This window comes from Pseudomonas sp. 18-147 (assembly GCF_051048045.1).
GTDB lineage: Bacteria > Pseudomonadota > Gammaproteobacteria > Pseudomonadales > Pseudomonadaceae > Pseudomonas > Pseudomonas aeruginosa.
In genome coordinates this window covers 4,352,077-4,375,365 of the sequence record NZ_CP182296.1, presented here as the reverse complement: position 1 = coordinate 4,375,365, position 23,289 = coordinate 4,352,077, and the positions used below count along the sequence as shown (strand labels likewise).

Annotated in this window: 21 protein-coding genes; 14 read left to right on the top strand and 7 right to left on the bottom strand. The window is 66.7% G+C overall.

What is annotated here, in order from left to right; translation table 11 throughout:
• The first annotated feature begins 100 nt into the window (after nucleotides 1-100).
• The 4 genes from ACM0M4_RS20645 to ACM0M4_RS20630 all read left to right on the top strand — a co-directional run bounded on the left by ACM0M4_RS20645 (nucleotide 101) and on the right by ACM0M4_RS20630 (nucleotide 6,267).
• Nucleotides 101-703, top strand: a complete 603-nt coding sequence (locus ACM0M4_RS20645; RefSeq protein WP_003082431.1) for an outer membrane protein — start codon at nucleotides 101-103, stop codon at nucleotides 701-703.
• Between the two features lie 79 nt (nucleotides 704-782).
• Nucleotides 783-1,460 carry a two-component system response regulator PhoP gene (gene phoP / locus ACM0M4_RS20640; protein ID WP_003082436.1) on the top strand — a complete coding sequence of 226 codons (678 nt, stop codon included), beginning with the start codon at nucleotides 783-785 and terminating at the stop codon, nucleotides 1,458-1,460.
• Nucleotides 1,457-2,803 (top strand): two-component system sensor histidine kinase PhoQ, encoded by a 1,347-nt coding sequence (gene phoQ, locus ACM0M4_RS20635; RefSeq protein ID WP_003082438.1) that lies wholly within the window; start codon nucleotides 1,457-1,459, stop codon nucleotides 2,801-2,803. Before phoP ends, phoQ begins: the two co-directional genes overlap by 4 nt.
• A gap of 101 nt (nucleotides 2,804-2,904) precedes the next feature.
• A complete protein-coding gene (locus ACM0M4_RS20630) occupies nucleotides 2,905-6,267 on the top strand; it encodes a diguanylate cyclase (protein ID WP_003082440.1) in 3,363 nt (1,120 codons plus the stop codon).
• Between the two features lie 3 nt (nucleotides 6,268-6,270).
• On the opposite strand, the gene ACM0M4_RS20625 is transcribed toward ACM0M4_RS20630, so the two are convergent.
• Nucleotides 6,271-7,272: an AraC family transcriptional regulator gene (locus ACM0M4_RS20625; protein ID WP_003106595.1), complete on the bottom strand. Its 1,002-nt coding sequence runs from the start codon at nucleotides 7,270-7,272 to the stop codon at nucleotides 6,271-6,273.
• A 335-nt stretch (nucleotides 7,273-7,607) separates the two neighbouring features.
• Here ACM0M4_RS20625 and dctA point away from each other — a divergent pair, with 335 nt between their 5' ends.
• Nucleotides 7,608-8,918 carry a C4-dicarboxylate transporter DctC gene (gene dctA, locus ACM0M4_RS20620; protein WP_003082442.1) on the top strand — a complete coding sequence of 437 codons (1,311 nt, stop codon included), beginning with the start codon at nucleotides 7,608-7,610 and terminating at the stop codon, nucleotides 8,916-8,918.
• Between the two features lie 74 nt (nucleotides 8,919-8,992).
• On the opposite strand, the gene ACM0M4_RS20615 is transcribed toward dctA, so the two are convergent.
• Nucleotides 8,993-9,883: a LysR substrate-binding domain-containing protein gene (locus tag ACM0M4_RS20615; protein ID WP_054376209.1), complete on the bottom strand. Its 891-nt coding sequence runs from the start codon at nucleotides 9,881-9,883 to the stop codon at nucleotides 8,993-8,995.
• Nucleotides 9,884-10,084: 201 nt separating this feature from the next.
• Here ACM0M4_RS20615 and ACM0M4_RS20610 point away from each other — a divergent pair, with 201 nt between their 5' ends.
• The 4 genes from ACM0M4_RS20610 (at nucleotide 10,085) to ACM0M4_RS20595 (ending at nucleotide 14,241) form a co-directional block, all read left to right on the top strand.
• Nucleotides 10,085-10,714, top strand: coding sequence for a glutathione S-transferase family protein (locus ACM0M4_RS20610; RefSeq protein WP_003112463.1), 630 nt, complete (start codon nucleotides 10,085-10,087; stop codon nucleotides 10,712-10,714).
• On the top strand, nucleotides 10,711-11,730 hold the full coding sequence (locus ACM0M4_RS20605) for an LLM class oxidoreductase (RefSeq protein WP_003112461.1): 1,020 nt from the start codon (nucleotides 10,711-10,713) through the stop codon (nucleotides 11,728-11,730). The genes ACM0M4_RS20610 and ACM0M4_RS20605 overlap by 4 nt, the downstream gene beginning before the upstream one ends.
• A 101-nt stretch (nucleotides 11,731-11,831) precedes the next feature.
• Nucleotides 11,832-12,971, top strand: coding sequence for an acyl-CoA dehydrogenase family protein (locus ACM0M4_RS20600; RefSeq protein ID WP_003145419.1), 1,140 nt, complete (start codon nucleotides 11,832-11,834; stop codon nucleotides 12,969-12,971).
• Between the two features lie 88 nt (nucleotides 12,972-13,059).
• Complete coding sequence (locus ACM0M4_RS20595) at nucleotides 13,060-14,241, top strand: CaiB/BaiF CoA transferase family protein (protein WP_003082450.1); 1,182 nt, start codon at nucleotides 13,060-13,062, stop codon at nucleotides 14,239-14,241.
• Between the two features lies 1 nt (nucleotide 14,242).
• On the opposite strand, the gene ACM0M4_RS20590 is transcribed toward ACM0M4_RS20595, so the two are convergent.
• The 3 genes from ACM0M4_RS20590 to ACM0M4_RS20580 form a co-directional block, all read right to left on the bottom strand.
• Entirely contained in the window at nucleotides 14,243-14,740 is a 498-nt protein-coding gene (locus ACM0M4_RS20590; RefSeq protein WP_003082453.1) for a SprT family zinc-dependent metalloprotease, read from the bottom strand.
• A gap of 167 nt (nucleotides 14,741-14,907) precedes the next feature.
• A complete protein-coding gene (locus ACM0M4_RS20585; RefSeq protein ID WP_003082455.1) occupies nucleotides 14,908-15,507 on the bottom strand; it encodes a Yip1 family protein in 600 nt (199 codons plus the stop codon).
• Between the two features lie 158 nt (nucleotides 15,508-15,665).
• The gene (locus ACM0M4_RS20580; protein ID WP_003082458.1) at nucleotides 15,666-16,259 is read right to left on the bottom strand and encodes a DNA-J related domain-containing protein; all 594 of its coding nucleotides are present in this window, start codon (nucleotides 16,257-16,259) and stop codon (nucleotides 15,666-15,668) included.
• A gap of 102 nt (nucleotides 16,260-16,361) precedes the next feature.
• Here ACM0M4_RS20580 and ttcA point away from each other — a divergent pair, with 102 nt between their 5' ends.
• Together ttcA and ACM0M4_RS20570 are read left to right on the top strand one after the other, a co-directional pair.
• Nucleotides 16,362-17,186, top strand: a complete 825-nt coding sequence (ttcA, locus tag ACM0M4_RS20575) for a tRNA 2-thiocytidine(32) synthetase TtcA (protein WP_003082462.1) — start codon at nucleotides 16,362-16,364, stop codon at nucleotides 17,184-17,186.
• 46 nt (nucleotides 17,187-17,232) lie between these two features.
• Nucleotides 17,233-17,904: a DNA-3-methyladenine glycosylase I gene (locus tag ACM0M4_RS20570; RefSeq protein WP_003086605.1), complete on the top strand. Its 672-nt coding sequence runs from the start codon at nucleotides 17,233-17,235 to the stop codon at nucleotides 17,902-17,904.
• Nucleotide 17,905: 1 nt separating this feature from the next.
• Here the strand turns inward: ACM0M4_RS20570 and ACM0M4_RS20565 are convergent, their stop codons facing one another.
• The gene (locus ACM0M4_RS20565) at nucleotides 17,906-19,324 is read right to left on the bottom strand and encodes a basic amino acid/polyamine antiporter (protein ID WP_003112459.1); all 1,419 of its coding nucleotides are present in this window, start codon (nucleotides 19,322-19,324) and stop codon (nucleotides 17,906-17,908) included.
• Between the two features lie 104 nt (nucleotides 19,325-19,428).
• The gene (gene ddaH / locus ACM0M4_RS20560; RefSeq protein ID WP_014603162.1) at nucleotides 19,429-20,193 is read right to left on the bottom strand and encodes a dimethylargininase; all 765 of its coding nucleotides are present in this window, start codon (nucleotides 20,191-20,193) and stop codon (nucleotides 19,429-19,431) included.
• 210 nt (nucleotides 20,194-20,403) lie between these two features.
• Here ddaH and ddaR point away from each other — a divergent pair, with 210 nt between their 5' ends.
• From ddaR to ACM0M4_RS20545, 3 genes are all read left to right on the top strand, one after another.
• The gene (gene ddaR / locus ACM0M4_RS20555; protein WP_003112458.1) at nucleotides 20,404-21,804 is read left to right on the top strand and encodes a transcriptional regulator DdaR; all 1,401 of its coding nucleotides are present in this window, start codon (nucleotides 20,404-20,406) and stop codon (nucleotides 21,802-21,804) included.
• A gap of 12 nt (nucleotides 21,805-21,816) precedes the next feature.
• The gene (locus tag ACM0M4_RS20550) at nucleotides 21,817-22,587 is read left to right on the top strand and encodes an NAD-dependent deacylase (RefSeq protein ID WP_003112457.1); all 771 of its coding nucleotides are present in this window, start codon (nucleotides 21,817-21,819) and stop codon (nucleotides 22,585-22,587) included.
• 65 nt (nucleotides 22,588-22,652) lie between these two features.
• Nucleotides 22,653-23,270, top strand: coding sequence for a C40 family peptidase (locus tag ACM0M4_RS20545; RefSeq protein WP_003082470.1), 618 nt, complete (start codon nucleotides 22,653-22,655; stop codon nucleotides 23,268-23,270).
• Nucleotides 23,271-23,289 lie beyond the last annotated feature (19 nt).

The window sequence follows — 23,289 nt, the reverse complement described above, 5'->3', positions numbered from 1 at the left end:
CGTTCAGCCCGGGTTCAGCAAGCGTTCAGGGGCGGTTCAGTACCCTGTCCGTACTCTGCAAGCCGTGAACGACACGACTCTCGCAGAACGGAGAAACACCATGAAAGCACTCAAGACTCTCTTCATCGCCACCGCCCTGCTGGGTTCCGCCGCCGGCGTCCAGGCCGCCGACAACTTCGTCGGCCTGACCTGGGGCGAGACCAGCAACAACATCCAGAAATCCAAGTCGCTGAACCGCAACCTGAACAGCCCGAACCTCGACAAGGTGATCGACAACACCGGCACCTGGGGCATCCGCGCCGGCCAGCAGTTCGAGCAGGGCCGCTACTACGCGACCTACGAGAACATCTCCGACACCAGCAGCGGCAACAAGCTGCGCCAGCAGAACCTGCTCGGCAGCTACGACGCCTTCCTGCCGATCGGCGACAACAACACCAAGCTGTTCGGCGGTGCCACCCTCGGCCTGGTCAAGCTGGAACAGGACGGCAAGGGCTTCAAGCGCGACAGCGATGTCGGCTACGCTGCCGGGCTGCAGGCCGGTATCCTGCAGGAGCTGAGCAAGAATGCCTCGATCGAAGGCGGCTATCGTTACCTGCGCACCAACGCCAGCACCGAGATGACCCCGCATGGCGGCAACAAGCTGGGCTCCCTGGACCTGCACAGCAGCTCGCAATTCTACCTGGGCGCCAACTACAAGTTCTAAATGACCGCGCAGCGCCCGCGAGGGCATGCTTCGATGGCCGGGCCGGAAGGTCCGGCCGCATCTCATCCGGAGGAACCTCATGAAACTGCTGGTAGTGGAAGACGAGGCGCTGTTGCGCCACCACCTCTATACCCGCCTGGGTGAACAGGGGCACGTGGTGGACGCGGTACCGGATGCCGAGGAAGCCCTCTACCGGGTCAGCGAATACCACCACGACCTGGCGGTGATCGACCTCGGCCTGCCGGGCATGAGCGGCCTGGACCTGATCCGCGAGCTGCGTTCGCAGGGCAAGTCCTTCCCGATCCTGATCCTCACCGCCCGCGGCAACTGGCAGGACAAGGTCGAAGGCCTGGCCGCCGGGGCCGACGACTACGTGGTCAAGCCGTTCCAGTTCGAGGAACTGGAAGCGCGCCTGAACGCGTTGCTGCGACGCTCCTCGGGGTTCGTCCAGTCGACCATCGAGGCCGGCCCCCTGGTCCTCGACCTGAACCGCAAGCAGGCGCTGGTCGAGGAGCAACCGGTGGCGCTGACCGCCTACGAATACCGCATCCTCGAATACCTCATGCGGCATCACCAGCAGGTGGTGGCCAAGGAACGCCTGATGGAACAGCTCTACCCCGACGACGAGGAGCGCGACGCCAACGTCATCGAGGTGCTGGTCGGCCGCCTGCGGCGCAAGCTGGAGGCCTGCGGCGGCTTCAAGCCGATCGATACGGTGCGCGGCCAGGGCTACCTGTTCACCGAGCGCTGCCGGTGATCCGTTCCCTGCGCATCCGTCTGATGCTCGGCGCCGCCGCCCTGGCGGTGCTGTTCATGCTGGCGCTGCTGCCGGCCCTGCAGCGGGCCTTCGGCATCGCCCTGGAGAACACCATCGAGCAGCGCCTGGCCGCCGACGTGGCGACCCTGGTCTCGGCGGCGCGGGTGGAGAAGGGCCGCCTGGTGATGCCCGAGCACCTGCCGGTGGAGGAGTTCAACCTGCCGGAGGCCAAGGTCCTCGGCTATATCTACGACCAGAATGGCGATCTGCTCTGGCGCTCCACCTCGGCGGCCGACGAGTCGATCAACTACACGCCGCGCTACGACGGCCGCGGCAACGAATTCCACACCACCCGCGATGCGAAGGGCGAGGAGTTCTTCGTGTTCGACGTCGAGATCGACCTGCTGCGCGGCAAGCAGGCGGCCTACAGCATCGTCACCATGCAATCGGTCAGCGAGTTCGAGAGCCTGCTCAAGGGGTTCCGCGAGCAGCTCTACCTGTGGCTCGGCGGCGCCCTGCTGGTCTTGCTCGGGCTGCTCTGGCTGGGTCTGACCTGGGGCTTCCGGGCGATGCGCGGGTTGAGTTCCGAGCTGGACCAGATCGAATCCGGCGAGCGCGAGAGCCTGAGCGAGGAGCATCCGCGCGAGCTGCTGCGCCTGACCCACTCGCTGAACCGCCTGTTGCGCAGCGAGCACAAGCAGCGCGAGCGCTACCGCCACTCCCTCGGCGACCTGGCGCACAGCCTGAAGACGCCGCTGGCGGTCTTGCAGGGGGTCGGCGACCAGCTCGCCGAGGAGCCCGGCAACCGCGAGCAGGTGCGGGTGCTACAGGGCCAGATCGAGCGCATGAGCCAGCAGATAGGCTATCAGTTGCAGCGCGCCAGCCTGCGCAAGAGCGGCCTGGTACGCCATCGCGAGCAACTGGCGCCGCTGGTGGAGACCCTGTGCGACGCGCTGGACAAGGTCTATCGCGACAAGCGGGTAAGCCTGCAGCGGGACTTCTCGCCGTCCTTCAGCGTGCCGGTGGAGCGCGGCGCGCTGCTGGAACTGCTCGGCAACCTGCTGGAGAACGCCTATCGCCTGTGCCTGGGCCGGGTCCGCGTGGGTGCCCGGCTGGGGCCGGGTTACTCGGAGCTGTGGGTCGAGGACGATGGTCCCGGAGTGCCTGCCGAACAGCGCGCACGAATCATCCGCCGCGGCGAGCGCGCCGATACCCAGCACCCGGGGCAGGGCATCGGCCTGGCCGTGGCGCTGGACATCATCGAGAGCTACGACGGCGAACTGAGCCTGGACGATTCCGAGCTGGGCGGCGCCTGCTTCCGCATACGTTTCGCTACAGTCTGAGACTTGGCGGCCGTTACCTACGTCTGAGGTGTTTCCGCGCTACGCTGAAGTCTGTTCGGCTGGCGCAGTTCCTTTGACGCAGGTACCGGGGATTCGAGCGGATGTTCAGTGGCAAAACCGACGACAGGGGCTTGTGGGCGGGCATCCAGGCCGGTGTGCTGTTCTTTCTCGCCGCCCTGGCCTGCATCTACCTGTCGCGTCAGCCTGCCACCATCGCGGCGATCTGGCTGCCCAACGCGATCCTCACCGCCGCCCTGCTGCGCGCGCCGCTGCGCCAGTGGCCGGCGATCCTGCTCTGCTCCGCCGTGGCCAACCTGGCGGCCAACCGCCTGTATGGCGACAGCCTGTGGATGAGCGCGGCGTTCCTGCCGGCCAACCTGAGCGAAGCGATCTTCGCCGCGATGCTGTTACGCATCAACCGGGTGCGCGAGGACTTCGAATTCAACCTGCATTCGGCGGTTCGCGTGCTCTGGGCCGGCGCGCTGATCCCGCCCTTGCTCGGCGCCTCGGTGGGCGCGGTGCTGGTCAGCGTCTTCGGCATGGGGCGTTTCCCGGAAATGTGGGCGCGCTGGTACGTGGGCGATGCGATGGGCATGCTCGCGCTGCTGCCGTTGTGCATGGCCAGCAACCTGGCGGCCTGGCGTCACGCTCTGTCGGGGCGGGCGGGAGTGGACAACGCGATGCTCCTGCTGGTGACCCTGGTGATCAGCTTCGTGGCCCTGACGCGCCTGCCCTACGCCTTCATCTACGTGCTCCTGCCGCTGCTGGTGGCCGCCGCCAGCACCAGCGTGTTCGGTACCGCGCTGATCGGTTGCCTGAACACCTGTTTCATCGCCGTGCTGATCGCCCTCGGCGTGTTCCTCCCCGAGTCGTCCCAGCAGCGTTTCGGCGAGCCGCTGCTGTACCTGCCGATGGCCTTGACCCTCATTCCCGCCTTCCTGGTCTCGGTGATCATGGAGCGCAGCCGCCGCGAGCAGCATCAGGTGGCCATCGGCGAGGCGCAGTTCCGCGGCGCCATGGAATTCTCGGCGATCGGCATGGCCCTGGTGTCGCTGGAGGGGCGGCTGTTCAAGGTCAACGAGGCGCTGTGCCGGATGCTCGGCTATTCCGCCGAACGCCTGGGCGAGCTGTCGTTCCAGGAGATCACCTATGTGGACGACCTGGAACTGGACCTCGACCTGGTGCGCGACCTGCTCGCCGGGCGTATCAACTCCTACCAGATGGAGAAGCGCTACCTGCGCCAGGACGGCGAAACCTTCTGGGCGCGCATCAGCGTGTCGCTGGTGCGCGACGAGGAGGGAGTCGCCCAGTACTTCGTCACCCAGGTGGAGGATATCGACAGTCGCAAGCGTGCCGAGCTGGAGCGCGAGCGCCTCGCCGAACGGATCAAGCTGGCCACCGACGCCGGGCAGATCGGCATCTGGGAGTGGGACCTGGCGCGCAACCGCCTGCACTGGGATTTCCGCATGTTCGACCTGTACGGCATCCGCAGCGGTCCGGGGGAGACCACGGTGGAGCAGTGGAAGGCGAGCCTGCATGCCGAGGATCACGACCGCGTGCTGCGCGAGCTGGAGCGCGCCGTCAGCGGGTTGCAGAAATTCGACTGCGAGTTCCGTATCGTCCGCCCCAACCGCGAGGTTCGCCACCTGCGGGCGATCGCCACGCTGACGCGCGACGAGGACAATCGGCCGGTGCGGATGATCGGCATCAACAGCGACATCACCGAGATCCGCACCCTGGCGGAAACCCTGCACGAGGAAAAGGAACGCCTGCAGGTGACCCTGTATTCCATCGGCGATGCCGTGTTGACCACCGACGCCGGCGGCCGCGTGACCTTCATGAACCCGGTGGCCGAGGCGATGACCGGCTGGACCTTGCAGGACGCCATCGGCGCGCCCCACGAACTGGTCTTCAACGTGCTCGACAGCGACACCGGCGAGGCCTTGGAAAGCCCGGTGCGACGCTGCCTGCAGAACACCCGGGTGTTCTACCTGGAGGACGGCGCCACGCTGATCAGCCGCAAGGGCGAGCAGCACGATATCCAGAATTGCGCGGCGCCGGTGCGCACCCGCGATGGCGAGATCATCGGCACCGTGCTGGTGTTCCAGAACGTCACCAAGGCCCGGGCGATGCAGCGCGAGCTGAGCTATCACGCCTCCCACGATGCCCTCACCGGGCTGTTCAACCGCACCAAGTTCGAGGAGGAGCTGCAACGCGCCCTGGCCAACGCCCAGGAGCGGGCGACCCAGCATGCGCTGTGCTTCATCGACCTCGACCGCTTCAAGGTGGTCAACGATTCCGCCGGGCACGCGGCGGGCGACATGCTGCTGCGCGAGCTGAGCCGGATTCTCGCCGACCGCACCCGCGCCTCCGACACCCTGGCGCGGCTGGGCGGCGATGAGTTCGGCCTGCTGCTGTTCGATTGCGACCTGGCGGAGGCGGAGCAGGTGGCGAGCAAGCTCATCGAGCAGATCTGCTCGGTGCGCTTCCCCTGGGAAGGGCGGCTCTACGACGTGGGCGCGAGCATCGGTATCACCGCCCTTACCGCCACCTCGCGCAGCACCAGCGAACTGATGAGCCAGGCCGACGTGGCCTGCTACGCGGCCAAGCATGCCGGGCGCAACCGGGTTTCGGTGTACCAGTTCGGCCATGAGGAAGTGGAGCGCCAGCACCGCGACATACTCCTCGCCAGCGGGCTGCGCGAGGCCCTGGAGAACGACCGCTTCCAGTTGCAGGCGCAGGAGATCGTCCCGGTCGGCCCCCGCCGCGACGGCGACCGGCACTACGAGCTGCTGCTGCGACTGTACGATCCGGATGGCCAGATGACTCCGCCGGGCGCCTTCATCCCGGCCGCCGAGCGCTTCAACCTGATGGCCAGCATCGACCGCTGGGTGATCAACGAGGCGCTGATCAACTTCGGCGCGCGGATCGCCGCGGTGGAGGGCCTGAGCATCGGCATCAACCTGTCCGGCAACTCGCTCAACGACCCGCTGTTCCTGCCTTACCTGCTGGATCGCATCGAACACTCGCCGCTGAGGCCGGAGCGCCTGTACTTCGAGCTGACCGAGACGGCGTTGATGAACCAGTTGTCGGTGGCTTCGCGGATCGTCGCCAAGCTGCGCGACCTCGGCTGCAAGGTGGCGCTGGACGACTTCGGCTCCGGCCTGAGTTCCTTCAATTACCTGAAGAATTTTGTCGTCGACGTGATCAAGATCGACGGCAGCTTCGTCCGCAACCTGGACAAGAGCCCGGTGGACCAGGCCATCGTCGACTCCATCAACCAGATCGCCCACCGCCTGGGCGCGGTGACCGTGGCCGAGTTCGTCGAGAGCCGGGAAATCCTAGATCACCTGGCGCGCCTCGGGGTGGATTTCGCCCAGGGCTACGCGGTCGGGCGGCCGCAGCCGTTCGCCACGGTGCTCGACCAACTGCGCAGCGGGCTTCGTCGCCAGGAGCTGGGCTGAGCTTCAGGCTTCCGCCTGGTGCCGGTACGCGCCGGGGGTGAGGCCGGTCCACTTCTTGAACGCGCGATGGAAGGCCGAGGGCTCGGAAAAGCCGAGCTGCTCGGCGATGTCCTGGATCGACAGCTCGTCCCGACCCAGGTGGTAGATCGCCAGGTCGCGGCGCAGGTGGTCCTTGAGTTGCTGGAAGCTGCCGCCTTCCTCGCGCAGGTGGCGTCGCAGGGTCTGCGAACTCATGTGCAGCTGGCGGGCGACCTGGTCGAGGTCCGGCCAGCGCCGGCAGTCGCGGCCGAGCAGGCGGCGGATCTGGCTGGTCAGGCTGTCGCCGCCGTCCGGGCGCGCCAGCAGGTCGGCGGGAGAGTGCTGGAGGAACTGCTTGAGGGTGCGTTCGTCCTGCAGCAGCGGCATCCCCAGGTAGCGGGCGGCGAACAGCAGGCTGGTGCAGCCGGCGGAAAACCGCCGGGGGCAGGGAAACAGCAGGTCGTACTCGGCCTGGTGGTCCGGCGCCGGGTAGCTGAAGGTGGCTTCCTCCAGGCGGATGCGCTGGCCGATCAGCCAACTGGCGAGGCGGTGCCAGATCACCAGCAGGCTTTCGGCGAGAAAGTGATCCGGGTCCGACAGGTGGCGTTCCTCGAGGCTCAGGCGCACCAGGTCGCCGTCGCGCCGCAGGTGGATCAGCGGCGCCTGGGGGAACAGGCCGTAGAACAGTTCGCCGCGCTGCAGGGCCTTTTCCAGGGTCCGGCAATGAATCAGGGTGTGGCACATCATGGCGAAGGTGCCGCGCTTGCTGCGGACTTCGCCGAAGCCCATGTATTCGTCGTCCAGCACTTCCCAGAGCAACTGCATCAGGCGGGTGAACTGCTCCGGCGCGATGCGTGCCCGCGGTTCGTCCAGCAGGGCCGGCTGGATGCCGGCGCGACGCAGCAGGGCGGGGCCGTCCAGGCCTTGGCGCGTGGCCCCGCGCAACGCGGCGCGGACGAAATGGCTGGCGATGGTGCGCTCACGCATGGCGGCGTCCTTGTTGTTGGAACGGCGATGGTAGGGCGCCACCCGGAAGACGACAAGGGTGGTGGCGGACTCCCGCCATGCTCGCGCGGCACAGCCGGCCCGCCGGGCGGTAATCCGCCACGCTTAGCCCGCTATGCAATTTTCATTTTTTATTTAACTTGTTGATATATAAGGATTTTATTTGGAGAAAGAGCATCCTGGCACAGCCTCTGCAATGCCTGGGCAAGGTTCCGCCGCGGCGGTTCACGACAAAAAATCTCCCCAGCAAGGGGGGTAACGCTACCGGTGAGCGCGTTCCAGGGAACTGGCGAAGCGCCCCCGTGAGGACTCTGCCCATGACCAAACAACCCTTCTACAAGAGCCTGTACGTGCAGGTTCTGGTCGCCATCGCCATCGGTATCGCGCTCGGCCACTGGTACCCGGAAACGGCGGTGGCGATGAAGCCGTTCGGCGACGGCTTCGTCAAGCTGATCAAGATGGCCATCGCGCCGATCATCTTCTGCACCGTGGTCACCGGCATCGCCGGCATGCAGAGCATGAAGTCGGTCGGCAAGACCGGCGGCATGGCGCTGCTGTACTTCGAGGTCGTCTCCACCGTGGCCCTGATCATCGGCCTGGTAGTGGTCAATGTGGTCCAGCCGGGCGCCGGCATGCACGTCGACCCGAACACCCTCGACACCAGCAAGATCGCTGCCTACGCCGCTGCCGGCGAGAAGCAGAGCACTGTCGACTTCCTGATGAACGTGATCCCCGGCACCGTGGTCGGCGCGTTCGCCAACGGCGACATCCTCCAGGTCCTGTTCTTCTCCGTGCTCTTCGGCTACGCCCTGCATCGCCTGGGCAGCTACGGCAAGCCGGTGTTCGAGTTCATCGAGCGCGTCTCCCACGTGATGTTCAACATCATCAACGTGATCATGAAGGTCGCCCCGATCGGCGCGTTCGGCGCCATGGCCTTCACCATCGGCGCCTACGGCGTGGGTTCGCTGGTGCAGCTCGGCCAACTGATGCTGTGCTTCTACATCACCTGCATCCTGTTCGTGCTCATCGTCCTCGGCGGCATCGCCCGCGCCCACGGCTTCAGCATCCTGCGCTTCATCAGGTACATCCGCGAGGAACTGCTGATCGTGCTGGGCACCTCGTCTTCCGAGTCGGCCCTGCCGCGGATGATCGACAAGATGGAGAAGCTCGGCTGCAACAAGTCGGTGGTCGGCCTGGTGATTCCCACCGGTTACTCCTTCAACCTCGACGGCACCTCGATCTACCTGACCATGGCCGCGGTGTTCATCGCCCAGGCCACCGATACACCGATGGACATCACCCACCAGATCACCCTGCTGCTGGTGCTGCTGATCGCTTCCAAGGGCGCCGCCGGCGTCACCGGCAGCGGCTTCATCGTGCTCGCCGCGACCCTTTCCGCCGTCGGCCACCTGCCGGTCGCCGGCCTGGCGCTGATCCTCGGCATCGACCGCTTCATGTCCGAAGCCCGCGCGCTGACCAACCTGGTCGGCAACGGCGTGGCCACGGTAGTGGTTTCCAAGTGGTGCAAGCAGCTCGACGAGGGCACTTTGCAGCGCGAACTGGCCGGCGAGGGCAACGCTTCGTCGCCTGCCAGCGATATTCCGGTGGGCGGCCGCGAAGCGGTCTAAGCTCAAACCTGTTCGGCAGGGGGAAGTGAAGAGCTCCCTGCCGCCCTTCGAACCCGCCCTCGTGGCGGGTTTTTTTATGCCTCGGCGGTGGCCTGCTCGCGCAGCCAGGCGAGGAACAGCGAGAGGGGCGCTCGTTGCGCCGCTCCTGGCAGGCTCACCGCGTAATAGGCGAAGCGGCTCGGCCAGGGCCGCTCGAGGGCGACCGCCAGGCGGCCGCTGGCGATCTCGGCGCGGGCATGGATCTCCCGTACCAGCGCGATACCCTGGCCGGCCTCGGCGGCGCGAACCAGCAGCAGGTCGTCGGCGAAAGCCGGACCTCTCTCGCTGCGCGGGTCGTCCTCCACCCCCATCGCCCGCAGCCACAGGCGCCAGTCATTGCGCTCCGACTCCTGCAACAGCGGGTAGGCCAGGCAATCGATCGCTTCGCGGATCTCAGGACCTTCCGCCAGCAGGCGCGGGCTGGCCACCGGGATCAGCGGCGGGGCCATCAGTGCCTGCACGTCGAGTCCGGGGTAGTCGCCGAGCCCGTGGCGGATGGCGACGTCGATTCGTTCCCGGCGCAGGTCGGCGAGCAGTGCCGTAGCCTCCACGCGGACTTCCACCTGCGGGTGCGACGCGCTGAATTGACCGAGGCGCGGCACCAGCCAGGTGGCGGCGAAGGAGGGCTCGGTGCTGACCGTGAGGGTCTGGCGGGCATTGATCGCCTCCAGCTGGGCAAGGCTCGCGGTGATCTGCTCGAAGGCCTGGCGGAGGCCGGGATAGACCTGCTCGCCCTCCGGCGTCAGGCGCATGCCATGGCTGAAGCGCTGGAACAGGACGACGCCGGTGCGCGCCTGCAGAGCCCTGAGCTGCTGGCTTACCGCGCCGGGAGTGACGCCCATGGCCGCGGCCGCGCGGGTGAGATTGCCATGGCGGGCGGTTTCGACGAAAGCGCGTAGCGCGAGAAGCGGGAGGACGGCACCCATGAATTCAGTTTTTCTATAAACAGGTTGTAGAAAGGATCGTTTTTCATCCGCCGGCCTGGGCTTCAGCATGTGTGGCGAAACGAGAGACTTTAGCCTAGCTGCTTTCTTCGGTGTGCGGGAAGCGGCCGAGGCGGTTTCCCCGGTCGGCGCCGCCCCCATCGCCCAGGCGCCGGATAGTCCAGCGCTGCAAGGATACTTGCCATGCCTTCCCTCCAGCTCTACAGCGACAGTTCACCCAACGGATTCAAGATCACCATCGCCCTCGAGGAACTGGGGCTGCCCTACGCACTGCACCACGTTCGCATCGACCATGGCGAGCAACGCCGCCCGGAATTCCTGCGCCTGAATCCACATGGCCGGATACCGGTGCTGGTAGACCGGGCCGCCGGCATCACCCTGTTCGAGTCGGCGGCGATCCTGCAGTACCTGGCGGAGACCAGCGGGCGGTTGCTTCCCGACGCCCCCCGGGAACGCTGGGAGGCCCTGACCTGGCTGACTTTCCATGCTTCCAGCATGGGGCCCATCCTCGGCCAGCGCGTGCATTTCGAGATATTCGCCGAAGAGCGGTACCCGCCGGCCATCGAACGCTATCGGCGGCTCTCCGAGGAGGTTTTCGCCACCCTCGACCAGCGCCTGGCCGGACGGCCCTGGCTGGCCGGTGAGCAATACTCCATCGCCGATATCGCCACCTTCGGCTGGACCCATACGGCGCGGATCGTCGACTTCGACTTCAGCCATTATCGCCACCTGGACGACTGGCACCGGCGCATGGCCCTGCGGCCTGCGGTGCAGCGCGGGATCCTCCTGCCGGAACCGGCGGTGGGTCCATGAGCGCCCTGCTGCAAGGCGCCTCGGCGCCGGCCTTCGTCGGGCACCCTGGCTATCGGCGCATGTTCGCCGCAGACGCGCTGACCCTGGGCCTGTTCCTGCCGTTGCGTTTCTACCAGGGCGACATGCGGGTGCTGCTGGGCCAGGCGCGGCTGGTCGAAGAAATCGATCGACTGGGATTTGCCGCCGTCTGGGTACGCGACGTACCGCTGTTCGACCCACGCTTCGGCGATGCCGGACAAGTGTTCGACCCGTTCACCTACCTTGGCTATCTGGCCGCGCGGACCCGCCGTATCGCCCTGGCCACCGGCAGCGCGGTGCTTGCCCTGCGCCAACCGGTCGACCTGGCCAAGGCCGCGGCGAGCGTCGACCGGTTGTCCGGCGGACGCCTGGTGCTGGGCCTCGCCTCCGGCGACCGGCCGGTGGAGTTCCCCGCCTACGGGTTGGAGCATGCGCAGCGCGGCGAGCGGTTCGCCCAGGGCCTGGACTACCTGCGCCAACTGCTGCACGGCTGCCGGCACGTCGCCTCGCCGCTCGGTACGCTGGACGACGCCGAACTGTTGCCGCGTCCGCCGGCCGGCGCCATCCCGCTGGTCGTCACCGGCTCCGCGCGGCAGCCGGCGGACTGGCTGGCACGCCAGGCGGATGGCTGGCTGACCTATCCGGAGTCGACTGTCGATGCGTCCGGACCACGTCGCCTGGCCCGGAAGATCCGCGCCTGGAGGATGTCCATCGCGGACGGCGGGTTCCGCCCGCACATGACCAACGAATGGCTGGACCTGGTGGACGACCCGGCGTATCCGCGTACGCCGTTGCACGGCGGCTACGTCCTGCGCACCGGGCGCAACGGCCTGATCGAGCTGCTCGGCGAATGGCGCGCGGCGGGCGTCAACCATGCCGCCCTGGGCATCCAGTTCGCCGCCAGGCCGGCAGCGGAAGTCATCCAGGAACTGGCCGAGGAGGTGCTGCCGTTGTTCCCGTCCCACCCGGGCGTGCAGCCGGCGAGCATGGACTGGTAGCTGACCGATTCGGTCAACCGAGCCTGAGCGCTCGCGTCATTGAGGGCGCCGGCTGGCGCCGCCTACCCTGCGGAACCACTGACCGCAGGGAGTCCCCGTACATGCAACGGCAGATCTTCGAGACCGAACACAACCTGTTCCGCGATGCCTTCCGCGCCTTTCTCGACAAAGAGGTGGTGCCGCACCAGGACGTCTGGGAAGAGGCCGGGGTGGTCGACCGCGCTGTCTGGAGGAAGGCGGGGGAGATGGGCTTCCTGCTGCCCTGGGCGGACGAGGAGTACGGTGGCGCCGGGCTCAAGGACTTCCGCTACGAGCAGATCATGTGCGAGGAGCTGGCGCGGATCAACGAACCGGGCTTCATGATCCCGCTGCACTCGGCGTTGTGCGGGCCGTACATCGCCGAATACGGTAGCGCCGAGCAGAAGGCCCGCCTGTTGCCGGGGATCGTCCGTGGCGAGACCATCCTCGCCGTGGCCATGACCGAGCCGTCCGCCGGCTCCGACCTGGCCGGCATGCGCAGCACCGCGGTGGACAAGGGTGACCACTGGCTGCTCAACGGCTCCAAGGTGTTCATCTCCAACGGCCTGCTGGCCGACCTGGTGATCGTCGCGGCGAAGACCGATCCGGCGAACAAGCACGCCATGGGCCTGTTCCTGGTGGAGCGCGGCATGCAAGGCTTCGAGCGCGGGCGCAACCTGAAGAAGCTCGGCATGAAGAGCCAGGACACCGCCGAGCTGTTCTTCAACAATGTGCGGGTGCCGAAGGAAAACCTGCTGGGCGACGCCAAGGGCGGCTTCTTCTACCTGATGAACATGCTCGCCCAGGAGCGCCTGACCAACGCCTGCGGCGCGGTGGCCGGGGCCGAGGCGGCGTTGCAGGCGACCATCGACTACGTGAAGGAGCGCCAGGCCTTCGGCCGGCCGGTGGCGCACTTCCAGAACACCCGCTTCAAGCTCGCCGAAATGCGTACCCAGATCGACGTGGCGCAGGTCTTCACCGACCGCTGCGTGATGGACCACAACCAGAAGAAGCTGTCCCCCGAGGTCGCCGCCGAAGCCAAGCTGTTCACCACCGAGCTGCTGGGCAAGGTGGTCGACGAAGGCGTGCAACTGCATGGCGGCTGGGGCTACATGTGGGAGTATCCGATCTGCAGGATGTACGCCAACGCCCGCATCCAGCGGATCTTCGCCGGTACCTCGGAGATCATGAAAGAGATCATCAGCCGCGGCATGAAGCTCTGACGCCACGGCCATGTCGCGCCGCGCGGCGGGTGGATAGGCTGCTCGGCAGGCGATCCCGACCAATGCCCGGCGACCCAGAGGAGGGAGCATGAAAGGCCCGTTGTCATCGTTGAAAGTGCTGGATTTCTCGACCCTGTTGCCGGGGCCGTTCGCCTCGCTGCTGCTGGCCGACATGGGGGCGGACGTGCTGCGCGTGGAGTCGCCCGGGCGCATGGACCTGGTGCGGGTGCTGCCGCCGCACGTCGACGGCACCTCGGCCAGCCATGCCTACCTGAACCGCAACAAGCGTTCCATCGGCCTCGACCTGAAGCGGCAGGGCGCGCGCGAGGTGGTGCTGGAGCTGGTACGCGAATACGACATCGTCCTCGAACAGTTCCGTCCGGGGGTGATGGACAAGCTCGGCGTCGGCTACGAGGCGCTGAAGGCGGCGAACCCGCGGCTGATCTACGTGGCCATCACCGGCTACGGCCAGACCGGGCCGTACCGCGAGCGCGCCGGGCATGACATCAACTACCTGGCGCTGGCCGGCGTCGCCAGCTACACCGGGCGCCGCGAGCGTGGCCCGTTGCCGCTGGGGGTGCAACTGGCGGACCTCGCCGGCGGTTCGTTGCATGGCGTGATGGGCCTGCTGGCGGCGGTCATCCACCGGCAGCAGACCGGCGAGGGGCAGTTCGTCGACATCAGCATGACCGACTGCGCCTTCAGCCTGAACGGCATGGCCGGTGCAGGCTATCTCGCGGCCGGGGTCGAGCCGGAGATGGAGGCGCTGGCGCTGAACGGCGGCAGCTTCTACGACTACTACCGCACCCGCGATGGCCGCTGGTTCTCGGTAGGCAGCCTGGAACCGCAGTTCATGCAGCAGTTCTGCGCCGCCATCGGCCGCCCGGAACTGGCCGCCCGCGGCCTGTCGCCGAAGCCGGAAGAGCAGCGGGCGCTGAAGCGCGAGATCGAGATGGAGTTCGAGAAACGCGACTTCGCCGAATGGCAGGCGGTGTTCGCCGCCCTGGATGCCTGCGTGGAGCCGCTGCTGCCGCTCTCCGAGGCGCTGGAACACCCGCAGTTGCAGGCGCGCGGGCTGGTCGCCCGGGTGCCGCTGGCGGACGGCGGCAGCCAGGCGCAGATGGCCTGTCCGATCAAGTTTTCCGCCGGCCTGCCGGCGCCTCGCCACATCGGCGCGGCGCTCGGCGCCGACACCGTGGCGGTGCTCGAAGGCCTGGGCTACTCCGCCGAACGGATCGCCGAGCTGAAGGCGGCCGGGGCCATCGCCTGAATCACTCGCGGAGCACTTCGCCGGTGAACACCAGGGTCGCCTTGCAGCGCCGGCAGTAGTAGCGGCGCCCCTTGGCCACCAGGGTGTGGCGTTGTGGGGAGAACGGGAAGTCGTTGTGCTCCGGGCAATGGCAGCGGTACAGGTAGCGGGTGGTGGCGCGGCGCTTGACCGCGTAGGTGTGGCAGCGGTCCGGCGGCAGGCCGTAGATGCCGCGCATGATCAACTGCCACTCCTCGCCGTGGGGGCGGATGCGCGGGCCGAACAACTGGTGCGCGATCAGGTGCGCGACTTCGTGGGCCACGGTCTGTTCCAGGAAGTGCTCGCGGTTCTCGCGGTACAGCTGGGGATTGAAGCGCAGCAGGTTCTCGTCGAGATGGGCGACCCCGGCTTTCTGGCCGCGCAGGCGGAAGCTGACGGTCGGGCGGGGGAAGCTGCGTTGGAAGAAGTGTTCGGCCTGCCGATAGCAGGCCTCGACGCGGGCGTTGAGGTGTTCGGGCATTCGGGAAGACTCCAGCAGCGGGCGATTATGCCGGAGACAGGAGGGCGGGCGCAGGCGTCGGGACGACCGCTCGTCCGGGGTGCAGGATCAGGCAAGCGCGGCGGCGGGCAAGAAAAAACCGGGCGGCGGTTGCCCGCGGCCCGGTCGTACGATGCGTTCGCTGGACGTCAGCTGGTGTATTCCGGGCCGACCCCGCTGCCCCAGAGGATCACCGACAGGGCGATCATCGCCACCAGCACCACCAGGCCCACCGCCAGCACCGAGCTGGAGAACAGGAAGCCTTCGTCCTTGTGGATGTTCATGAAGGTGGGAATCCCCACGTAGAGCAGGTAGACCGTGTAGCTGATCGCCGCCACCCCGACGATCATTCCCAGCCAGAGGTGCGGATACAGCGCCGCCAGCCCGGCGATGAACAGCGGCGTGGCGTTGTAGGCGGCGAACACGATGCACTGGGTCAGGCTCGGGTTGGCGTCGTAGGTCCGCGCCATCCAGTGGATGAACGCGCCCATCACCGCCACCCCGGCGAGCATCGCCAGGTAGGTGAGGACCGTCATCTGCAACGCGCTGGCCTGGGTCAACTTGACCGGATCGCCGCCGCCGACCACCCAGCCGACCTGGGTCGTGCCGATATAGGCGGAAATCGCCGGAATGGCAGCCAGGATCAGGATGTGGGTCAGGTACATGTGGCTGATGCTTTCTTCTTCGCCACGGATTTCCTGCCATTCCTGATCGGGATGGGTGAAGAGCCCCCATACATGATGGATCATGCCGTTTCCTCCTCGTTCTTATGTGGTCGCCCCCCAGCGAAGCGCCGGGCGCGCATGGACAGCGCCACCCGGTGCTCGGCCGACCTATGCGACCTTATGTCGCAGTATAGGAACGGCCCGAGCCCGCGTCGCTCGCGGGTTTAGAGCAAATCGAAGCTTCACGGCCGGCTGTAATAGCGTTGCAGTATTTCCATCGCCTTGTTGATCGATTGCAGGCGCGCAGTGCTGCCGCCGCGGTCGGGATGGTGCTGGCTGACCAGTTGCCGGTAGCGCAGCTTGATGGCGGGATAGTCGACCGCGCCTTCCAGCTCGAACAGGGCGAGGGCGGCGGCCTTCTCCTCGCTGCCCTGCATGCGCGTCCAGAAACTCTGCAGCAGCCGCTCGACGTCGGCCTCGCTGGTCTCCCCCAGGTGACGCAGGTCGAGGTAGTAGTCGCGCAGCGGATCGCCCTGTTCCAGCGCCTGCGTGCCATCCACGTAAGGATGCAGGCGCAGGCTCAGCGGGCTGATCTCCAGGTGCGCCTCGCGCTCGGCCCAGAGGTGGTCGCGCAGGTGGTAGAGCGCGTTGAACAGGAGGAAATGGGTGCGGAACAGCACCAGCTTGTCGGCCAGTTCGCGATGGGGGATATGCGTCGAATGGCGGGCCTTCAGCAGCTGGATCAACTGGTATTCGGAAAGCCCCTCGGGATGCTCGCGCAGCAGGCAGAGGATCTGCCCGGCGAGGTCGAGGCGGTGGTCGAGGTCGGGAGTCATGGGACAAGACTAGCATCGGGCGTCGGGAGGGGCTGGGGTCGGCGTCGCTTTGTGCGTAAAATAGCCAGCTTTTCTCCTCGAACACCCGGATTCCAGAGCACCATGGGCACCCTTTCGGTCAATCAGAACAAACTGCAGAAGCGCCTGCGCCGCCTGGCCGGCGAGGCCATCACCGACTTCAACATGATCGAGGATGGCGACAAGGTCATGGTCTGCCTGTCCGGCGGCAAGGACAGCTACACCATGCTCGACATCCTGCTCTACCTGCAGAAGGTCGCGCCGATCCGCTTCGAGATCGTCGCGGTGAACATGGACCAGAAGCAGCCCGGTTTTCCCGAGCATGTCCTGCCGGAGTACCTGAAGTCGATCGGCGTCGAGTACCACATCGTCGAGAAGGACACCTACTCGGTGGTCAAGGAGAAGATCCCGGAAGGCAAGACCACCTGCTCGCTGTGCTCGCGCCTGCGCCGTGGCACGCTGTACACCTTCGCCGACGAGATCGGCGCGACCAAGATGGCCCTCGGTCACCATCGCGACGACATCCTCGAGACCTTCTTCCTCAACATGTTCTACGGCGGAACCCTGAAGGCCATGCCGCCGAAGCTGCTGGCCGACGACGGGCGCAACGTGGTGATCCGGCCGCTGGCCTATTGCAGCGAGAAGGACATCGAGGCCTATTCCCAGCTCAAGGAGTTCCCGATCATCCCCTGCAACCTCTGCGGTTCGCAGGAGAACCTGCAGCGCCAGGTGGTCAAGGAAATGCTGCTGGAATGGGAACGCAAATCGCCGGGGCGTACCGAGATCATGTTCCGCGCCCTGCAGAACGTGGTGCCGTCGCAACTGGCCGACCGCAACCTGTTCGACTTCGCCAACCTGCGCATCGACGAGAACGCCACGCCGCGCTTCCTCGACGTGATGAACCTCTGAGTCGCGCCGCGAGTCAGTTCTTCTCTCCGGTCTGCAAGGATTCCCGATGCGCGACTACGCCTGGATGTACGAATACTGCCTGAACCGCTTCGGCTCCAGGGAGGCGCTGGAAGCGCGCCTGCCGCAGCCGAAGAGCGCCGCCGAGCTGCGCGCGGTGGGTGACGACCGCTACCTGTCGCTGATCAGCCTGCGGATCTTCCGCGCCGGCCTCAAGCACAGCCTGGTGGACGCCAAGTGGCCGGCCTTCGAGGAAGTGTTCTTCGGCTTCGATCCGCAGAAGGTCGTGCTCATGAGCGCCGAGCATCTCGAGCGGCTGATGCAGGACGCCCGCCTGATCCGCCACCTGGGCAAGCTCAAGAGCGTGCCGCGCAATGCGCAGATGGTGCTCGACCTGGCCCGCGAACATGGCAGCTTCGGCAACTTCCTCGCGGATTGGCCGGAAACCGACATCGTCGGCCTGTGGAAGCTGCTGAGCAAGCGCGGCAACCAGCTCGGCGGCTTGTCGGCGCCGCGTTTCCTGCGGATGGCCGGCAAGGACACCTTCATTCCCAGCGACGACATGGTCGCCGCGCTGAAGGCCCAGGAGATCATCGACAAACCGCCCACCAGCCTCAAGGACCTGGCGGCCGTCCAGGGAGCCTTCAACCAGTGGCGCGAGGAGAGCGGCCGGCCGCTGTGCCAGCTGTCGGTGATGCTGGCACATACGGTCAATCATTGAGTTAGAGGGTCAGCCGACCGCTGCCGATCATCCACAGCGCCGCCAGCGCGAGGACCAGTACCAGCGCCGCGACGCTGCCTTCGGCGCGATTGCCGAACGCCGGCAGGCCGCGCTGGCGACGGGCATGCAGGAAGAAGCCCAGGCCTGGCGCGTAGAGGATCATCGACAGCAGCAGGTATTTCAGCCCGGCGGCGTAGATCAGCCAGACCCCGTAGAGCGTCCCCAACAGCGCCAGCGCCAGCATCGCGCCCGAGTGCGGGCGGCGCGCCACCAGCTTCAGGCAGAAGCCGGCGCAGAGCAGGTAGGGGATCAGCGCCATCGAGGTGGCCAACTGGATCAGCGCGTTGTAGCCCGAGGCGTTGAGGAAGGCCACCAGCAGCAGCGCAGAGATCAGCGTGCTGGTTAGCCACAGTGCCGGCGCCGGGGTTTCCACCGCATTGGTGCGGCCGAACAGTGCCGGCGCGGTGTGCGTTGGGCCACGGCTGGCCAGGTAGAGCATTTCCACCGCGAGCATGGTCCAGGCCAGCAGCGCGCCGCCGACCGAGACGATCAACCCGACGTTGATCAGCGTGGCGCCCCAGGGGCCCACCGCCGCGGCCATCACCTGGGCCATCGAGGGGTTCTTCATCTGCGCCAGTTCGTGCTGCGGCACCACGCCCAGCGACAGCACCGAGACGCAGACCAGCAACAGCAGGGTGACCACGAAGCCGAGCAGGGTTGCGCGGCTGACATCGGCCGCGTGCCGCGCGTGGCTGGCATAGACCGTGGCGCTCTCGATGCCGAGGAATACCCAGACGGTGTAGAGCATGGTGGTTTCCACCTGGCGGGTGACACTGCCCAGGGCCGGGCTGCCCCAGAAGTCCAGGTGAAAGGTCTCGATGCGGAAGGCCAGGGCTACGCAGAGGATGAACAGGGCGATCGGCACCACCTTGGCGAGGGTCACGATGGCGTTGGTGATCGCCGCGTTGTGCACGCCGTGGAGGACGAAGGCATGCATCAGCCAGAGCACCGTCAATTCGCCGAGCAGCGCCGGCCAGGTGGTTCCGTCGCCGAAGAAGGCCAGCGCGCCGAACGAGCCGAGGGCGCTGAACAGCACCACCAGGTAGCCGGCGTTGCCGACCCAGGCGGAAATCCAGTAGCCCCAGGCGGCATTGAACCCCAGGTATTCGCCGAAGCCTTCGCGGGCGTAGCCGTAGACGCCGTCGTCCAGTTCGGGGCGGGTGGTCGACAGCCACTGGAATATCCGCGTCAGGGTCAGCATGCCGACGAAGGTGATCGCCCAGGCGATCAGGATCGCGCCGGCGCCTGCGCCTTCGGCCATGTTCTGCGGCAGGCTGAAGATGCCGCTGCCGATGATGCCGCCCACCACCAGCGCGGTCAGCGCCGGCAGCCCCAGTTTTCCCTTGTCCGAATCGGCCATGTGGCACCTCCGAAACTGCATCCGGTATGTCGCGCCCGGCGCAGGCGGAGCCTGCGCCGGGGTGCGACGGCGGGAGGCGGCGGGTCGGTCCGCCGCGGCATGGTTCAGAAGCGCAGCGACATGCAACTGACGCCGCCGTCGATCTTGCGATATTCGGAGGTGTCCACCTCGATCACCCGGTAGCCGAGGCGGGCGATCTTCTCGCGGGTCCGGGGATAGCCGGCGGGCATGATCACCCTTTCGTTGACCCAGATGCAGTTGGCGGCGTAGGACTCCTCTTCGGGGATCTCGATGATGTTGAAGTCCTGGAACTCCGGCTTGCTGACGAACTCGCCGGCGGCCAGCAGGTTGTTGTGTTCCAGGTAGGCGAGCCCGGTCTTCAGGTGCAGGACCTTTTCCAGGCGCACCACCGAGCCGCTGAGGCCATGTTTCTCCAGGATCGCGATCATCTGCCGGGCGCCCTCGGCGTTGGTGCGGGCCGATTCGCCGATGTAGAAGTGGTCGCCGACCATCATGATGTCGCCGGCTTCCACCGTGCCGGGTGCCTCGATGCGCTCGACCTTGCCCGGATAGAAGCGCTGCACGGCTTCCTCGATGATCTCGGTCTCGCCGCGCCGCGATTCGGCGCCGGGGCGGGTGATGATGGCGCAGCGCGAGGTGCAGAGCACCGGGTCCTCGACGAACACCGAGTCGGGGAAGCGTTCGTCCGGCGGCAGCAGGGTGATGTCCACGTCGCAGGTCTGCAAGGCGCGGATGTAGGCGTTGTGCTGCTCCAGGGCCTTGGCGTAGTCCGGCTTGCCGAGGTGGCTGGAGGTCAGGCCGTCGACCAGGCTGCGGGCGGGCGTGCGAGCGATGATGTGCTTGAACATGACGATTTTCCTCGTGTGGGGACGACGAGGTCGTTGCAAGCCACGCGCCAGCCAACGCCCGGGAATTGCCTTGGAAATCCTTGATAAATCGGAGGATTTTCCTGGTTTTCCGAGGGCTTGGTTGATCCACGCCAAGGATGCTCGGTCGCGCTGCGTCGAAGATGGGACAACTGACGAGATTTCGACATCCGGGAAACCGAGGGGGAGAGCATGGCGCTTGTCGAGGAGCCGACGATTTCCACGCGAAGCGGTGAACTGGCCTGGTTGGTGGACTGCCTGGCGCCGATTTTCGACGGCCTGCGGCAACCGGTCACGGTGGTCGACCCCTCCGGTCGCTTCGTCTACTACAACCGTGCCAGCGGCCTGCTCGATGGTCTCGACCCGCAGCGGGCGTTGGGTATGCACCTGTTGCAGAGCGCTCCCTGGCTGGCGGCCGAGCAAAGCACGCTGTTGCGTTGCCTGGCCGAAGGGCGGCCGTCGATCGATACGCTGCAGGCCTACGTGGGGGCCGGCGGCGAGCTGTTGCAGTATCGCCACCGGGCGATCCCGCTGCGCGGGCGCGACGGTTGCCTGCTCGGCGCGATGGAACTCGGCGAAGTCGTCGCCGAGACCGAAGAGGCCGCAGGCCTGGCGGATTGCCCGAACATCCTGAGCGTGGCGCCGAGCCTGCTGCGGCAGTTGCAGCGCCTGGACGTTTTCGCCGCCACCGACCTGCCGCTGCTGATCCATGGCGAGACCGGCACCGGCAAGGAACTGTTCGCCCGTCGCGCCCATGCCCTGAGCCCGCGACGCAGCGGTCCGATGATCAGCCTGAACTGCGCAGCGATTCCCGAGACGCTGCTGGAAAGTACCCTGTTCGGCACCACCCGCGGCGCTTTCACCGGCGCCGAGAACCGCAAGGGCATGTTCGCCCTGGCCCAGGGCGGCAGCTTGTTCCTCGACGAGATCAATTCCATGCCGATGGCCATGCAGAGCAAGCTGCTGCGGGTCCTGCAGGACGGCAGCTACCTGCCTCTGGGCAGCCTGAGCCCGCAGCGGGCCGATGTGCGCCTGATCGCGGCGAGCAACCAGCCGCCGCGCCAGGCGATCGCCGAGGGACGCCTGCGCGAGGACCTGTACTACCGTCTGGACGTGGGCAGCCTGTGCATCCCGCCGCTGCGCGAGCGCCCCGGCGATGTGGAACTGCTGGCACGGGCGTTCGTCCGTCGCGATGCGCGCAGCCTCAACCCGCGTGTCACCGCTCTTGGCGAGCGGGCGCTGGCGCAGTTGCTGGCCTGCGACTGGCCGGGCAACGTCCGGCAACTGGAAAACGTGATCCGGCGCAGCCTGTTGCTGCACGGGGAGGGCGGCGCACTGCTGGATGAGGTGGCGTTCGCCGACGACGGCGCCGAGGCCGTGGGCGGCGAGGCCGCGCTCTCGATGAACAGCGCGGCGGTCGGAGGCCTGCGCGAGGCGCTGGCGCAACAGGAGCGCAACCTGATAGAAGACGCCTTGCGCCAGGCGCGCGGCAATCTCTCCCGGGCCGCCGCCCGGTTGCGGATTCCGCGCACGACCCTGCTCGGGCGCATGCGCCGGCTCGGCTTGCCGGCTTCCCTCGATCCGCCAGCCTGACAGGAGCCAACCATGGACAGCCACAGCCCGATCGCCACCGTCGCCCAGGCCCTGCGGCGCGCCGAACGCATCCTGGTCATCACTGGCGCCGGCCTCTCCGCGGATTCCGGTATGCCCACCTATCGCGGCCTAGGCGGTCTCTACAACGGTCGCACGGAAGAGGGCCTGCCGATCGAGGCGGCACTTTCCGGACCGATGCTGCGGCGCGATCCGGCGCTGTGCTGGAAGTACCTCGCGGAACTCGGCAAGGCTTGCCTGGCGGCCCGACCCAACGCCGGCCACGAAGCCATCGCCGAGTTGCAGAAGCACAAGCCGGAATGCTGGGTGCTGACCCAGAACATCGACGGCTTCCATCGCCAGGCCGGCTCGCCGGCCGAGCGGCTGATCGAGATCCATGGCGAACTGGCGCCGCTCTACTGCCAGTCCTGCGGTGCCGAGAGCGGCGGCCTGGAGGAGCATCTGCACGGCCAGTTGCCGCCGCGCTGCGCCGCTTGCGGTGGGGTGCTGCGGCCGCCGGTGGTGCTGTTCGAGGAAATGTTGCCGGAAGAGGCGATCGATACCCTGTACCGCGAATTGCGCAAAGGCTTCGATGCGGTGCTGGTGGTGGGAACCACCGCGAGCTTCCCCTATATCGTCGAACCGGTGCTGCGCACGCGGCAGGCGGGAGGCTTCACCGCGGAGGTGAATCCTGGCGTGACCGACCTCAGCGAGCGGGTCGATGTGAAAATGACAGGACGAGCCTTAGACATCATGCCGCAGGTGGTAAGTCACATTTATCGATAAAAAACTTGCATAGGATTGATCGAGAAGGCAAATTAGCCCGCTAGTAAAACTAATGAGACACGGTCGTGCCCATGCTTAAACGCTTAGCACCCCTCGTGCCCATGAGTTTCGTTCTGCTGCTGGCCGCTTGCGCCAGCCATTCGCCGGAGCCGCAGGTCGCCAAAGAGCCGACCGCAGCCAAGAGCAGCATCGACGTCGAACGCGACGCGATCGCTTGGCAGGATGTTGAGGACGAAGGGGCGGACAATTCATCGGCTGGTACGCCTGCGCTGGCGTCCAGCATCCTCGAGCGCGCTTTCGAACTGATCGGTACGCCGTACCGTTTCGGCGGTACGACGGCGAAAGGCTTCGATTGCAGCGGCTTCGTCGGCTACCTGTTCCGCGAGGAGGCCGGCATCAAGCTGCCGCGCTCCACCCGCGAACTCATCGATATGGACGTACCGCTGGTCTCCAAGGACGAGCTGCAGCCCGGCGACCTGCTGTTCTTCAACAACCGTGGCCGTGGCCGCGTCAGCCACGCCGGCATCTACATCGGCGATGGCCAGTTCATCCATTCCGCCAGCCGTCGCGGCGGCGGGGTGCGGGTGGACAGCCTGGACTCCAGCTACTGGAGCCTGAGCTACATGGAAGCCAAGCGGGTGCTCGAACCCGGCTACAAGGATGCCCTGACGAGCAAGCGCTAAACTTAAAGTTTTACTTTAA

What these genes read in the sequence shown, in the direction of transcription:
- ACM0M4_RS20645 (WP_003082431.1), top strand. Translation starts at nt 101, where the DNA reads ATGAAAGCACTCAAGACTCTCTTCATCGCCACCGCCCTGCTGGGTTCC.
- phoP (WP_003082436.1), top strand. Translation starts at nt 783, where the DNA reads ATGAAACTGCTGGTAGTGGAAGACGAGGCGCTGTTGCGCCACCACCTC.
- ACM0M4_RS20630 (WP_003082440.1), top strand. Translation starts at nt 2,905, where the DNA reads ATGTTCAGTGGCAAAACCGACGACAGGGGCTTGTGGGCGGGCATCCAG.
- ACM0M4_RS20625 (WP_003106595.1), bottom strand. Translation starts at nt 7,272, where the DNA reads ATGCGTGAGCGCACCATCGCCAGCCATTTCGTCCGCGCCGCGTTGCGC.
- dctA (WP_003082442.1), top strand. Translation starts at nt 7,608, where the DNA reads ATGACCAAACAACCCTTCTACAAGAGCCTGTACGTGCAGGTTCTGGTC.
- ACM0M4_RS20615 (WP_054376209.1), bottom strand. Translation starts at nt 9,883, where the DNA reads ATGGGTGCCGTCCTCCCGCTTCTCGCGCTACGCGCTTTCGTCGAAACC.
- ACM0M4_RS20610 (WP_003112463.1), top strand. Translation starts at nt 10,085, where the DNA reads ATGCCTTCCCTCCAGCTCTACAGCGACAGTTCACCCAACGGATTCAAG.
- ACM0M4_RS20605 (WP_003112461.1), top strand. Translation starts at nt 10,711, where the DNA reads ATGAGCGCCCTGCTGCAAGGCGCCTCGGCGCCGGCCTTCGTCGGGCAC.
- ACM0M4_RS20600 (WP_003145419.1), top strand. Translation starts at nt 11,832, where the DNA reads ATGCAACGGCAGATCTTCGAGACCGAACACAACCTGTTCCGCGATGCC.
- ACM0M4_RS20595 (WP_003082450.1), top strand. Translation starts at nt 13,060, where the DNA reads ATGAAAGGCCCGTTGTCATCGTTGAAAGTGCTGGATTTCTCGACCCTG.
- ACM0M4_RS20590 (WP_003082453.1), bottom strand. Translation starts at nt 14,740, where the DNA reads ATGCCCGAACACCTCAACGCCCGCGTCGAGGCCTGCTATCGGCAGGCC.
- ACM0M4_RS20585 (WP_003082455.1), bottom strand. Translation starts at nt 15,507, where the DNA reads ATGATCCATCATGTATGGGGGCTCTTCACCCATCCCGATCAGGAATGG.
- ACM0M4_RS20580 (WP_003082458.1), bottom strand. Translation starts at nt 16,259, where the DNA reads ATGACTCCCGACCTCGACCACCGCCTCGACCTCGCCGGGCAGATCCTC.
- ttcA (WP_003082462.1), top strand. Translation starts at nt 16,362, where the DNA reads ATGGGCACCCTTTCGGTCAATCAGAACAAACTGCAGAAGCGCCTGCGC.
- ACM0M4_RS20570 (WP_003086605.1), top strand. Translation starts at nt 17,233, where the DNA reads ATGCGCGACTACGCCTGGATGTACGAATACTGCCTGAACCGCTTCGGC.
- ACM0M4_RS20565 (WP_003112459.1), bottom strand. Translation starts at nt 19,324, where the DNA reads ATGGCCGATTCGGACAAGGGAAAACTGGGGCTGCCGGCGCTGACCGCG.
- ddaH (WP_014603162.1), bottom strand. Translation starts at nt 20,193, where the DNA reads ATGTTCAAGCACATCATCGCTCGCACGCCCGCCCGCAGCCTGGTCGAC.
- ddaR (WP_003112458.1), top strand. Translation starts at nt 20,404, where the DNA reads ATGGCGCTTGTCGAGGAGCCGACGATTTCCACGCGAAGCGGTGAACTG.
- ACM0M4_RS20550 (WP_003112457.1), top strand. Translation starts at nt 21,817, where the DNA reads ATGGACAGCCACAGCCCGATCGCCACCGTCGCCCAGGCCCTGCGGCGC.